The 13,157-nt window shown below is 57.8% G+C and carries 12 protein-coding genes; 8 read left to right on the forward strand and 4 right to left on the reverse strand.

The window, feature by feature from the left end; translation table 11 throughout:
- Window positions 1-98 precede the first annotated feature (98 nt).
- On the forward strand, window positions 99-920 hold the full coding sequence (locus EOD43_RS23875; protein ID WP_206363495.1) for a hypothetical protein: 822 nt from the start codon (window positions 99-101) through the stop codon (window positions 918-920).
- 154 nt (window positions 921-1,074) lie between these two features.
- Here the strand turns inward: EOD43_RS23875 and EOD43_RS06110 are convergent, their stop codons facing one another.
- Window positions 1,075-1,506: a hypothetical protein gene (locus EOD43_RS06110; RefSeq protein ID WP_127742059.1), complete on the reverse strand. Its 432-nt coding sequence runs from the start codon at window positions 1,504-1,506 to the stop codon at window positions 1,075-1,077.
- On the opposite strand from EOD43_RS06110, the gene EOD43_RS06115 reads away from it, so the two are divergent.
- The 5 genes from EOD43_RS06115 (at window position 1,493) to EOD43_RS06135 (ending at window position 3,659) form a co-directional block, all read left to right on the forward strand.
- Entirely contained in the window at window positions 1,493-1,759 is a 267-nt protein-coding gene (locus EOD43_RS06115) for a hypothetical protein (protein ID WP_127742061.1), read from the forward strand. The genes EOD43_RS06110 and EOD43_RS06115 overlap by 14 nt on opposite strands.
- 13 nt (window positions 1,760-1,772) lie before the next feature.
- Window positions 1,773-2,153 (forward strand): HigA family addiction module antitoxin, encoded by a 381-nt coding sequence (locus tag EOD43_RS06120; protein WP_240653098.1) that lies wholly within the window; start codon window positions 1,773-1,775, stop codon window positions 2,151-2,153.
- Between the two features lie 99 nt (window positions 2,154-2,252).
- Window positions 2,253-2,564, forward strand: a complete 312-nt coding sequence (locus EOD43_RS06125; RefSeq protein ID WP_127742065.1) for a PadR family transcriptional regulator — start codon at window positions 2,253-2,255, stop codon at window positions 2,562-2,564.
- A complete protein-coding gene (locus EOD43_RS06130) occupies window positions 2,561-3,052 on the forward strand; it encodes a hypothetical protein (protein ID WP_127742067.1) in 492 nt (163 codons plus the stop codon). The genes EOD43_RS06125 and EOD43_RS06130 overlap by 4 nt, the downstream gene beginning before the upstream one ends.
- Window positions 3,053-3,353: 301 nt before the next feature.
- Window positions 3,354-3,659: a hypothetical protein gene (locus EOD43_RS06135; protein ID WP_127742069.1), complete on the forward strand. Its 306-nt coding sequence runs from the start codon at window positions 3,354-3,356 to the stop codon at window positions 3,657-3,659.
- A gap of 96 nt (window positions 3,660-3,755) precedes the next feature.
- Here the strand turns inward: EOD43_RS06135 and EOD43_RS06140 are convergent, their stop codons facing one another.
- From EOD43_RS06140 to EOD43_RS06150, 3 genes are all read right to left on the reverse strand, one after another.
- Window positions 3,756-7,055 carry a P-loop NTPase fold protein gene (locus EOD43_RS06140; protein WP_164857123.1) on the reverse strand — a complete coding sequence of 1,100 codons (3,300 nt, stop codon included), beginning with the start codon at window positions 7,053-7,055 and terminating at the stop codon, window positions 3,756-3,758.
- A gap of 686 nt (window positions 7,056-7,741) precedes the next feature.
- Entirely contained in the window at window positions 7,742-9,202 is a 1,461-nt protein-coding gene (locus tag EOD43_RS06145) for a caspase family protein (RefSeq protein ID WP_127742073.1), read from the reverse strand.
- A gap of 99 nt (window positions 9,203-9,301) precedes the next feature.
- Window positions 9,302-10,567 (reverse strand): hypothetical protein, encoded by a 1,266-nt coding sequence (locus tag EOD43_RS06150; protein ID WP_127742075.1) that lies wholly within the window; start codon window positions 10,565-10,567, stop codon window positions 9,302-9,304.
- A 1,038-nt stretch (window positions 10,568-11,605) separates the two neighbouring features.
- On the opposite strand from EOD43_RS06150, the gene EOD43_RS06155 reads away from it, so the two are divergent.
- Together EOD43_RS06155 and EOD43_RS06160 are read left to right on the forward strand one after the other, a co-directional pair.
- Window positions 11,606-12,115 (forward strand): RNA polymerase sigma factor, encoded by a 510-nt coding sequence (locus EOD43_RS06155; protein WP_127742077.1) that lies wholly within the window; start codon window positions 11,606-11,608, stop codon window positions 12,113-12,115.
- The gene (locus tag EOD43_RS06160) at window positions 12,112-13,146 is read left to right on the forward strand and encodes a FecR family protein (RefSeq protein WP_127742079.1); all 1,035 of its coding nucleotides are present in this window, start codon (window positions 12,112-12,114) and stop codon (window positions 13,144-13,146) included. The genes EOD43_RS06155 and EOD43_RS06160 overlap by 4 nt, the downstream gene beginning before the upstream one ends.
- The last annotated feature ends 11 nt before the right edge of the window (window positions 13,147-13,157 follow it).

Raw genomic sequence — 13,157 nt, forward strand, 5'->3', positions numbered from 1 at the left:
TCCATCGCGCAGTTGTTCGATGTCGCCTTAACGACGTTATAGAAGTTCGACGCCCTTCACGTTTCGGCTAATAATGATGCGAAAGGGTCTCCGACGCCATGCAAGCTCTCGTTACATGGCTGGAGGCTCACGACAAGCTAGCGGGATGGGCGCAATTTTTCGGGGCGATCATCGCGCTGGCACTGACTTATTTCACAGCTTTCGCACCGCACTGGCACCGTAGAAAACAGCTACGTAAAGCGGCCGAGCGGCTGCTTGCTCACGGCTACGAGGCACTCGAGAGCTTCCACCGCACCTCCGCATACTTCTTGCCGATGGCAATCAATATAAGGGCAGCCAGCCTGATGATCCGAAGTGTAATCAGCGAAATGAATAGGTTTCCGATTTACGATCTGGACGATCAGGGCAGTTTTTCTCTTGCCCGGCGCCTTGTTGCCGTTAGCGCGACGCTGGAGGGAGCATGCCTCATGCTCGATGATACGGCCGACCGCATGGGTGACCAAAAAATGTCGGCAGCCGATCGGGATTTCACGCGAGAGTGGATTGGCGAGCGCTTAGAGGCCGTCACCGCACTTGTCGCGGGTATCCCGCTTAAGCGTCCCCATCCTTCCGACTTTTTCCGGGCTAGCGGACCAAATCTATATAGCGATGTTCCCGTCGGCACTGCCCGCTGCACTCATTATGCAAAGATGGGCATCCGGCCGCCCAAGACCCTGCGCGCGTGGCTGCTACTTGCGATTATAGAGCGCCGAGCGGACCGCCATAGGTGCCTCTGCCCAAGGTGCATTACCGCGCGGACCCTTATTTTCGACCGCCTCTTGATCATGCAATCCTACACCTTACATACAGGCAATGTTGGCGCTCCATTCCATGCGGGATTTGCCCCCCTTCGCCGCCAACTGGCGGGCATCGGCACATAGCGCGTTCGCGATCCAGATCTGGCAGCGCAAGAGTTGGTCGACATCGTTCGGCGGCAAGGCGATCAGGATCGCGCTGCCGGCGCCAGTCAAAACGTGGGCCGATCTCGAGGCCGTCGTTCGAGACAACGACGAGGTCACGCATGCGCCTCCCTCGTCAACGTCCATCCCGTGGAACGTCAGGCCGACGATCAGCGAATGGCGCGAGATCGTCATTGATTATGCGCTGGCGCGGTTCGCGCTGCCGGTCTTCGAAGGCACGGGGCGTCGCGCGTTCCTCGAAGCGCATGAACTCGCGCACCTCTATCTCACGCAACGCGAAGCGCTGCGATCCCTCAACCAGGCCCAATTCTTGCTCGCCCGGCCCGAACGCGGCGTCGATGATATCGAAGCGATCCAGAATTTCTTCGATGCGCTGATCGGCAAGGTGAGCCGCTCGACCAGGGGTCTTGCCCCCTTCTACGCTGGCGCGCCCACGACCTGGACCTGGACCCACAATTTCACGATCCGGACCGGCATCTCCCCGCCGGACGGCAGCGATCCGTCGCCGCCGTCCGATCATCAGGGAGACCGTCATGCCGTCGATCACCGACCCTATTCTGTCGCAGATCTTTGCGACCTGCGCTTACCCCGACCTGCCCCAGCCCGTCGTCGCGGGCGCCCATTGGTTGATCCATTTGCTGCTCGCCTCGCGCAGTTGGGCGACGCTCGGCGCGATCGCCGAGATCTACGCACTCGGGGACGATCGCTATGCAGCGGTCTTCGACCAGCATTGGGCGATCAGCTTCGCCTGGGACGCGACAGCGTCGCGGGTGTGCGAGGCGCGGCTCGAGGCGCTCTGACGGGAGCACAAGGGTGAGCGCCGCCTTCACGCCGGCGCCACCCGCCCCGAGCGAGGTCATCCGCCGTCATTTCCTAATGCTCGATGGCGTCACCCAGCAGGGGCTCGCCGACGCGCTCGACGTGTCGCGTCTGACCGTGAGCGAATTGCTCAACAACAAGCGCACGATCACGCCCGTGATGGCGCTCCGGCTTGCCCGCGTGCTTGGCACCGACGCGGACTTCTGGCTCAACCTTCAGATGGCCTGGGATCTGCACACGGCCGAGCGCGAGCATGGCAAAGCGATCGCTATGCTCACGCCGCTGCGCCGTGCGCCGTCGAGGGACGAGGTGGTGCGCTCGTTGAGCGAGCTTGGATCCGCACGGCCCGACGGGGGAACCGTCCCGGTGCGATAGGCAAGACTGCCCAACACCTACAGCGTAGATAGACACCCGAAATCGCCCTTGAACTCTACACAGTAGACGTCTACATTGTAGACTTGAAAGGGACAACCAATGCTCGGCAAACTCGAAGAGGATGTGCTGCTCGCGAGCCTCCAGGCGGGCGAAGCGGCGCTTCCGAGCGAAATCTACGCGCGGATGGTCGACGCGCCCGGCGGCGACCGGGTTCCGCAATTCGGCGCGGTCTATACGACTCTGACCCGGATGGCGGCGAAGAAGCTGCTCTCCGAAAGCCAAAAGAACGACGCTGCGGGCCGCAGCCGGCGGGCCTTCACGGTGAGCGCGGCTGGCCGCTTGGCGATCAGGCAATCGATGACTCGGGTGCAGGCACTCGGCGGCTTCGCTTGGGCGGGAGCGATGTCGTGAGCAAAGGCAAAGTCACCATCAGCTGCGGCGGCTTCGGGTCGACCGCACAGGCCTTCTACGAGCAGGGCAGCGTTCGCTACGAGGTCACGCTGCGCACCGATAAAGGCGACGAAGTCCAAATCAGTTCGGTCGAGCAGCTCACTTTGGAGGATCTTGGCGAGGCGTTGAAGTTTCAGCCCGAGCTTCGGATTGACGCCGACGTCTTGTCGCAGATCGTCGTACGCGATGTGCGCATCAATCCGATCGAGATGCTCGCCTGCCCGCACTCGATTTGGCTCGACGCTCTGCTTGAACCGGCTACCGCCGAGGACATCCAGGCGAATCTCGAGGATGTCTACATGCTCTGGGTCAACCGTCATGGCGAACGGCGCGCACGGTGGATCTATCGCGGCCAGGTGCTTCGCACGATCGCGGGCCTCTGGGTGACCAAGGCACTCGACCTGCTCGAACGCACGGCCCATGTCGTGAAGCAGCTCGGCGGCGCCTGACCGGCGGCCCCGTCGGGGCCACTATCCGCTAAGTTTTACCGCCGGTCATCCCTGAGCTTAATGATCTCGGACAGCGAGGTCTTGCCATTGGCGTCCGCGCCGGTGTGGTATCTGCATGCAGCCGGAAATTGCGGATATCCCAAGATTCGATGCGCAACGCTTCATTGGGCCCACTCTGTCGGCTTGTCTGATGCAGGGCGCCTGTCTTAACGGTCACTCGTCGCCAATGCCAATCGGACGCGCAAGCTATGCAATATACTGAAAAGATGCCGGTGGTCGCCGCCAAGAAGCCAAGAAGGAGATGAAGCGCCTACCTGGAAATGAAGCGTCGTTGCTGAAGCTCGCTCTTGATAGGGCTGATAACGCGCTCAAATATTATAATCTCAGACTCTCCTACTCAGTGGACGTCGAAGACAATAGCTACACCGTCCAGGTTCTACCCGAGGGGCTCGACAATGCCGGAGTGCTCATGCGGCTCGCGCGTCACGACCGGCTTCAATCCATTTTGGAAGATATTCTCGTCGCCAGCGACGATCTCGCACTCGATCTCGCGATACAGCGTGCACGATGCGAGCTCGCACCGCGCGCGCTGCGTGTTGTGGAGTAGTCGCCTGTCGGCCATCGCGCCAACGAATGAGTTTTCGAGATTGGCGGCGATCTGATCCGATGACAGAAGTTGGGGCGCAAAGTTGCTCGTCGCGTTTCAATCGAGGTGACCTTCGAGATTGCATGCATCCCAGAGGCTCTGGATAGAAGCCTTGCTGTTGTCGTCAGCTTGAGACCATCGCTGGCGCAACTGATCGGCAAAAACCGCGCGACTATCCTGCCCACTCGAGTTTAGCCACGCGGCGACCCTCTCGGGACGCCCCTGAAGCCACTCGCGTCCCTTTAGATCATCTAAAAACGAGGGAAGAAGGAGCCTCACGCACCGATCGCCTTGCTTGGCGAACTCGCCTGCATCGAGCAACTGATCGCTTCCCAGGATCAACAGCGGCACCACGCTGGCGGAGTGGGCATGCGCCAGAATATAGTCACGCAAATTCTTAAAGAGCGTTTTTATATGCGAGTTCGCTAAGAGTCTGGTCGCCGCGAACCACCGCGCTGCATAGCCGGGCAAACTATCACCGACCATACTATCGATCTGACTATTAAGAGCATTGAACAGCGAGATTCCGATGTTGGCACTGCCTTTGGTGCCATCGGCGAAAGCCTGTGCGCTAGGTAACGGTTCATCGCCGGTCTGGATCGATGATAGCCAAGTCTCCTGCGAAGTGGCCCGCAAGTGCGTCAGAAGGATTGCGCGGGCTGATTTCCTCACTGCGCCCGAAATGGCCGGCTCGTCCGAGAGTGCTAAGAGCGAGAAAAGCCTAAGGCTGCTCTCGTTCAGCTGTGCTGTCCTCAGCTCGTCCCAGAAGTTTGGATAATTGGGTAGCTGCGCGGCGAAACGAGCATGATCGTCGACCTCGAAGAGCGTGAGGTAGGTGTCCACGCCGCTAATCACCGCTCGCACCGCTAGTCTGCCAAGATTGCTAGAACGGAGGTAAGCGGTTGCCACTGCACGACAGAGAGGCGAAACGTTATCGTTGTTGGCTGCTATATATACGAGCCGCAGCAGAGGGGCCTCTTCGCCAAAGAGCAGAAGGGCATTGCGGACATCGTTGCCGAACGAGGGCACCTCGGCAATCGTTGACCAAGAAATGCCGTTTGGGGGCGGCATGTCCCCTCCACTCATGATCAGCAGCGCGATAGCTTCCGCAAGAGGGCCGTCATTTCGGTTGCTCTGAAACTCATTCATCCGTCCAGTCAGCATCCCATTCTGTGACAGCGTCTTGACCGATTCCTTCGTGGCATCGTCCGTTTGATAGAAGCGCCCAAGCGCGTGGAGAGCCGGAGCGATGCCGACGTGTGTCGCCGGTTGCCCGTTCGCCACCTCATAAGCGGCCGCTAGGAAACTGCTCCAGTCGATCTCATCCCTTCGGACCATGAGTGCCTCGAATTTTCGCCCTGCGCCGACCGCTGTCTTAGAGACCTTAAGCAACTCTGCTAACTTGTTGGCCGCAAATTGGATTGACCCCGGAGGATCAATGAGTTTTGCGGCATTAGGCGGCGCGCCGACAGCACCCACGAGGTTAAGGTAGTTTTCGACGGTGCCGCGGATGGCAATCGAAGGCAAATTGCACTGTCCGCGTTCCGTGGCCTCATTAAGGGCCTGCGTCATCCTCAAAAACGCCCGCCGGCCATCCTCCCCAGTGATCATGCTATCGTCAGCGCTCGACAACTTTTGCGCCATTTGATCAATGAACGGAGCGAGGCGGGCCGAAGGGCAGTTGGCGAGCATAGCCTGCAATCCATCGGCGTCGACAGAGGCAAGATCCTCCCAAGGCCGCCCTGCGGCAATCCTGGCTCGCAGAGCCGCCCAAATACTTTCAGTCGATGGGTCGCTTTCGATGCCAAGCTCGTCAAGCAAGACGGCAGTCTGAGCTGCTGCCTTTGGATCCATCGGGTGGGCTTTGTCGAGGATGCGCTGTAGTACCTCCTTGAAGCCTGGCAGGGCCGCTTGGCGCTTGAACTGGTCGGGTGAACGGCCACTCATCGCGTCGAGCAGTCGCGGTTCCATCAAGATCTGAATGGCGACCTCGGGTGGTACTCCATAGTGCAGTGCCGCCACTCCGGAGCGCCAGTTGGGATCGAGATCGGATAGATCGATCGCCGGTTCCATAACTGCCTGTTCGACGTTTTTTGCGATCGCGTCCCGGAAGATGACGAAGTAGGCGATTGCCACGAATGTGACCTCGCGCGACCATTGCAGCCATAGCGTGGCGGCCTCATTCACGGTGACGTTTAGCGCGCGTGGTGTGATTTCGTTGGCGGGATCGGCTTCGCGCCAACGCCCATAGAGCCGCCCCATCTGAAAGGCCCACCGCTCGTCGAACTGCTCATTGAATACCGCTAGTAGCCTATCACGAAGGTATCGATTCCAGTCCGAGAGCGGCGGGCTAGCGACGTGGAATGTCAGGTCGAAGGTTTTGTCCATGAAGGAGCGGGCCAACTTGGGAGCTACCGCTTCGCCATGTTCGACCGCGTACATACGGGTGATGGCATCCTGATCGATCGGTAGGATAACGACGGGTAGGTTCACACGCGTCGGATCAAGCTCATCGCCGTGCGAACCCAAGAAGAAGCTGCGGATCGTGCCCCACATCTCCACAGCTTCGGCCTCGTGTAGCCGGTCGAGATTGTCGATCACGAAGATCAATTGGCACGTGTCCGCAGGAACTGCCGAGATGACCTTACGAAAAAGCTTCTGAAACTCGATCGTCGTTGGATCGGGTGTTCTGGTGGTACGGTTGCGCTGGTGCTGGGATTGGCGGTTTACGAATAGAGCCCAGAGATTTTCGCGGTCTTTACCTTTAGCGCAAAGGGCCAAAACACCGCCGATTAATGCCGGCGCGAATAACAAAAGCAGCCCAAGGTAAAATGCCTTTCCCCGAAAACCCGCTTTCCCAAGCTCTTGGAACCAGTCATGGTCGATGAGTTGCATGCCGAGCGGAATTAGGGCGAAGCTGAACAGAAAGATACGACCCGCGATCGTCAGCGTAGGCGTGGACCGGGTTTCAGTGTATTCGACCTGCCGATTGAGGATGTCGAGGTCAGCTTTCCAACGCTTCTCGGTGGTGAGATTGTTCGCGATCAGGAACGCAATCAGCGTTTCCAGAAATGAACGCCGGGGAGGGTCGCTCTGGTGGAGCCAGGCATCATAGCAAAAAACGTGTGACTTAAGACGCTGATCGGCCGCGAGATGTTTTTGGACATGGGCGACGACCGTCGATTTGCCGCTACCCCAGCGTCCGAGCAGTCCGATGACCTTCAGGTCTTTGTTATTAGCGATTACAGAGGCGATGGCCCTAGCGACCCGATCATGCGATCCGAAAAAATCTTCGGTGGCCGCTTGGTCGCGGATGAACTGAAGCTTGGACGGTTCCTCGCCGTAACTGTTGGTCATACCCCTCCCCGTGGCGCCGTAACGGTTCATCCCAGCCCGCGGCGCTTCTATCTCATGTAGTCTCGCTGCCGCATTACCGCCGCTGCGTGAGTTTAGGTCAATGATAAATGCACCGAGCAGATGGACACTAAACGCGATCGCAAGTCCATTGCCTTCGCCGCACTGCATATGCTTGAAATCACTCCTAAATGGATACTGTTTCTAAGCAGCCAGAAGGATCATCCTGCAGAGGCAATGCAGGCAAATACCAGACACTGAGCGCACGCGGCCGTTACCGGGAACTCAATCTAATCAGCCAACCTCTCTTAGAGGACTTGTGTAAAGCTGGAACCTGCGACCGAAAGATCAGACTGCAGGTTGAATTCATAGGCTCCTCTGCAGGCCGTGCTTTAGCCCGCTTGATCTTCCACCGATATAGATATCGGACAAACGAAGAATTAAGAATGAGCTAAGCCATTTGGATCGATCACCGCTAGGGGCAGCCGATATTACGGAGATGTCTGCTTTCGGGAAATCTGCAAGGCGTCCCGAACGACCGATTTTGGGGCGCATTACGGTCACATTCTTCCCACGAGGAGCAGCGGTCAACTACGCGAATTTAACGAATACGCGCTGCGGGCCCATACATTTTTCGCTGGCCTCACTATGCCAGCCTCCCTGTACGCGAGGCGGTTGCGATCGAAATTTCAGTCATCTCCTAGAGTCTGAATGACATCATCGACGTGCTTCCGAGCCGCCTCCGCGAGGCCATTCTGAATCTTTTCGATTAGCCCATCAGCACTGTCCGACCAAGTGAGCTTGTACCACCGGCGCAGTATTTCACGACCCTCGGTATCAAACCGATCCCAATCATTACGAAAATGCAGGCTGACTATCTCGAAAACATAGAGATACTCGAGGCTTGGTGCGCAGCTTAGTATGAGAACGATCTGTTGAAGCCGGCTGAATTTAGGAGTGAGCGTGATCTTGAGTTGCGCCTGGTCCAGCTGACAATTGAGCGACAGATCAAATCGCTCAGTGAAGTCGTCTTCGAAATTTGACATCGCGAAGGCGAGGCTTCCGGTCATTCTTTCCCACGGAGTCCGCTTGCGCCGGACCCGCTTGATCTCGGCAGTTACGAGGCTATCGGGTCGGTCTTCCCGCGCCAGCACCCGGATCATGAAATCCTCGACAGCAGCTTCCTCATAGCGGTTGTGATAGACTAGCGATTTTTCGAAGAACTCGGCGAACTCGTTAGCGTCGAACGAACTGTCGACCCCGTCAAACAGGGCGCGAGTTAACTCTCGCATTCGGTCCGCGGATCCTGTCTTGCTCTCGGCTGCCTCGAGGATCTGTCTAGGCGTGGGTGGTGGAGGCACTATCAGGTCGGTACCATTAGGTTCCGGAGTTACGACGTCTTCTTCGCTAGTGCCATCTGCATCAGGCGCGCGAAAAGTGGTGCTTAGCCAAGCCCTGAACCCCGCCAGGCGCGCAGCATCATCAACGAGGAGCTCTCGGCCAGTCGCCTGACTGACGAAGAATGGAGTTTGGTCATCATTATGTAGGAATGCGTCGCGTAACGCGCCTTCAATGTCCGTGTAGTAGACTGGCCCCTCGGTCTTGCGTGCGCTCGCTTCCAGGAAAGCAAGAGTGAACTCGCTCAGCGGATTTCCGCCCATCGAGGTTTGGCTGTCCATCGATGAGGAGAAATGCAGCACGTTGCGGAAACCGTCTTTGACGATGGGCGGTGACGGTGGCGGCCCCTTCTTAATGAGCAATGTTCCAGAATAGCAGGCGTCGGTCACCGTCACGAGCGTGGTCGGAGAAGCGGCGCGACACAGGTCGTGAAGGACCGACGAGGACAGGCCCGTCAGGTTCGGTTGCTTTGTGTCGTAGTCGGTGCCGCAGTAATAAAAGTCGGCCCCTTGTTGATCGCCATGACCTGAGAAATAGAAAAAGATCTCATCGCAACCACCGTCTGCAGGCAGTGCGTTGCGCACGACATCGCGCATCTCTTCTGCGCGTAAATCGATATGGGCATCGACCCGTTCGAACCGCTCGGTTGCCTCAAGAAGCCGTTGCATCGCCTCGACATCGCGCCGACAACAATCGAGCGGCGTCTGCTGAAGATAATCTGCATTGCCGATCAGGATGGCGATCGATGACATGTTTCTACCTCAACCTTAGAGTCTAGCTGGAGTGAGGTGCGTGAGATTCCAGCATGGAAGGACCACCGCTCTCGTTCCGCGCGGCGTTCTTTTATCGCTTTAGGCTACACCGACCAGTTCTCCGAAATCCGGATCGTCGCCGAGGCTCGCGAGGTCGTCATCGTCAGGATTGGGTGATCGATCGGGGTGAAGCAGCCAGAAGATCCGGATGCGATAGGAGGCGTCTATTTCGAGGCATCGCTGCGCGCAGTCTAGCGCATTGTCGCGGGCGCTTTGGATCTCGTGGCGAGGGCGCTGTTGGCCGATTAGATATCGATGCTGTTGGCCGAACGCCGCCATCTGGTAAAACCAATAATCAGCGCGTGATGTGGCCTCCGCCGTCCGGCTCAGTATGGCGGATAGTCGCAACGTTTCCTGATAGCCCTCAGGTTGAGGCCCATAGAGGGAGATCTGCATCGCGGTGATCTGTCCAGCAACTGTGTTGTCCGTGGCAAGTCTGACACCTTCCTCGGCGCGTCCCGCCAGTGCCAAGGCGACTGCTGCGGCAGACCGCACATTTGGCCTACCATCGGTGTCTGCGACCGATTTGAGGCTGTCGGCTGCTGCCGCGAGCCCCGCTCTCCCGTTCGGATCGGCCGCGACCTTTGCGACGGCATCGGTAAGGTCGTTGACCAAGCCTTCCGCCCTGGTTGCGCGACGATTTGCGTTTGCGAGCGCTTGTTCGACCGTATTGAAGATGCGGCTGAGAACCAGGCGGGTTTCCAGATACATAGCAAGAAAGCCGCAGATTACCGCGAATAAGAGCGATATCGTCGCGATAAGCGGCAGCGAGCGTTGATCGGCGGGCGCGTAGAGAGCGATCAACTGCTCAAATCGCACCAGCGCATCGTTCAACTGATAAGCCTGGGTAAGGCCCACGCCGAGGATTATCTTGGTGAGCCAGTCAGACACTTCTTCCAAATTGGAATTAGAAGCGAGAAGGCGGCTCTCGATGCGATCTTGGGTGCGTGCACCGTCGCTTTCCGTCGTTGCGCCTTCAGGCGGATCAGCAACAATCGCGGTCCCGCCTTTTGCGAGAAGGCGGGGAATGCCGAACAGAAAGCCGATCGCGGCGCCGCCAGCGCCACCAGTCGTCATGACGACAATAACGATCCCGAAGGCCGCCGTCGATCCTTTCGCCCAGCAGGCCATGAGGGCACCGGCCACAGTGACCGCAAATACCCCCAAGCCAACCCACATAAGGCGGCTGAACTCGCGATCAGCTGACCAGTCTGGATTAGAGGCGGACGTAGCGGTATGTGTATTGGACTGTCCCGTCTGTGCCGAGCGGCCGCCAATTCTTTTTAGCCAACCCCACATATTCATCCCCGCACGAGCTCCCTAATTCAAAATTAGCATAATCTCGGCCATTGAATAGGTGTAAGAGGGATGGATGCTACCAAAATGGTGATATTGCTAGATATATTTAGATATAGATTGAAATGTATTATTTCTATGATGAGGTAATGATTGTCACTCACCCATCATCGTTGATCAACCACGATTTTGGAATTGTGGCTACATACCGTGACCGAACAGATTTCTCGGAGAGGCGTGCCTTCTAGGCGATAGGAAGCCGAACAATTTTCGCTGGATGGCCAAGTCTATCGGAGGATTCGCCTTCAATATAAAGTTACTCGTGAGTTCTGGCGGTTAAACACGGTCCAATATTGCTGTCCCTATGTCTGGGGCGAGGTAATTTAACCGGATCAGGCGCGAAAAGTGCTCAGAGCTTATAGCACAAAATGGGATTGCGCGGGCTGGGGAGTGTTAGGTCATCCCAAGGCGTCATAATCAGTTGCGTCGACGTAAGGCCCATACCAGCCCTGACAAGCTGGTAACTAAGGTAGCAATCGCGACGATAAAGTTGGCATCGATATTCGGCATAATTCGACTCCTCTCACCGCCTTAAATAACCCATAAGGTTATTTGTAGGGCAGGGTTATGTACGCAGATCGAATTCGGTTTGGTGTGGACAGTGCCGCAAATTAGGGTTCATGGCCGCGAGGAGGTTCTCCCGCAAAACTCGCAGCCCTCTGCGAGCAACCGGGAGGGAGCGGGATGGTCTCGCCTCAGGGGCGCATTGGAGCCTCGAGTTATATTGATCGATGCTGAGTGGCCGAAATTGCGGCTTGTCGTTGAGTATAATCCGCAGCGCTTCGCGCACTTCACTCCTCGATCTGGCGGTTTCGCACTTTTGTCATGACGGGCGATGATAAGCCCCATCGGTCTCGATCTGGCGGATACGAAAACACGCTGCGTCTGGATCGCGATTGATAATTTGTGACTCTTTCGTGACGGCTGCTGTCCCAAAAGCCTGGTGGCGCGTCTTATACCTCAAGCACTCATAAGGCGACGCACGGAATGCACGCCAAACTCGATCAGGACGATGTGGACTTCAACCGGCGGTGGCGGCCGGCGCTGATGTCGTTTTTCCTCAGAAGGGTGCGTGATCATACCGAAGCTGAGGATCTGACGCAGGAAGTCTTCACGAGGCTCTTAGGATCGCAGGGCGAAGCCACATCATCGCTTGATGCCTATGTGTTCCAGGTCGCCGGCAATCTGCTGACCGATCGAGCTAGGCGTGCGCGTGTGCGAGCTGACTATCGCGATAGTTTGGCGAGCGCGGAAGAATTGGACGTCGAGTCTCTCGACCCGCACCGGATCGTTGCAAGCCGTGCCGAGCTCGAAGCATTCGGCCATATATTGAACGAACTACCAGAGAGGACGCGAACCATCTTCATCTTGTACCGTCTCGAAAATCTCGGCCAATCAGAGATTGCTGACGCATTCGGCATCACGAGCAGCGCGGTGAAGAAGCACGTCGCAAAAGCGATGGGATTGCTGATGAAGCGTATGAGGGCCCCGCTGTGACCCGCGCGGCTTTTGACGACGAGCCCGTCGATCGGGACGAAGCGGCAGCCTTGTGGTGCATGCGGCTGGCCGAGGGCCAGCTTAGCACCGATGAGCAGGCGGAATTTGATCTTTGGCTGCAGCAGGAAGGACATCGCGCCGCGTTTGACGAAGCGGTCAAGGTCTGGCGCATAGCGGACGCTGCTTCCGGGCGTCCTGAGATGATCGCAATGCGAACCGAAGCGCTCGATAATTATGCCCACGAGCAGAGCCGTCGCTGGGCACGGTCGGGCTCACGGCGTTGGTACTGGGGCGCCGGTATCGCAGCGGCATTCCTCATCGTCGTCCTGTCGAGCGCGCTTATGTTGCGCAATCCTGCCGAGCATTTTGGAACAGGCATTGGTGAGCGCCGCGTGGCTATGCTCACTGACGGATCGCGCATTTCACTGGACGCAGACACGAATGTGGATGTCCGGCTTGAGGACGATAGCCGTCAGCTCACATTGCTTTCCGGCCGCGCCAAATTTGACGTGGCAAAGGATCCGCTGCGGCCATTCACTGTGAAGGCTGGCAACAAGCTTATCGTCGCGACCGGTACATCCTTCAGCGTCGAGTTGCTCCGCGGCGATGTACGCGTCTTGCTCTATGACGGGCATGTTGAGGTGCTTGGCCGTTCAAATGGTGAGCGCGGCGCGCAACTCGTCTTGAAGGGATCGTCCCGTCCCGCTGATCTCGCACTCGTGCCGGGGCGCGAGTTGGTGGCTCCGCTCAACATGGCGGCAGCGACGATCGAGAGGCCAGACATTGCGCGCTCCCTCGCTTGGGAGGCTGGCCAGCTAGATTTTGACAATGAGCCGCTCCCCAGCGCTGTCGAGCGCTTCAATCGTTATGCCCCCGAGCGGATCTCGCTGGCCGATGGCAGTCTTGCCGGCATCAAAGTCAACGGCGTCTTCGATGCCGGCGATACTGACGCCTTCTTGGAGGGGGTTAGCGTTTTCAATAAGATACGGGTCAAGCGAGCAGGGCGATCGATTACGATTGAGCGACAATAATATTGCAGAAA

Source organism: Sphingomonas crocodyli (assembly GCF_004005865.1).
GTDB classification, from domain to species: Bacteria; Pseudomonadota; Alphaproteobacteria; order Sphingomonadales; family Sphingomonadaceae; genus Rhizorhabdus; species Rhizorhabdus crocodyli.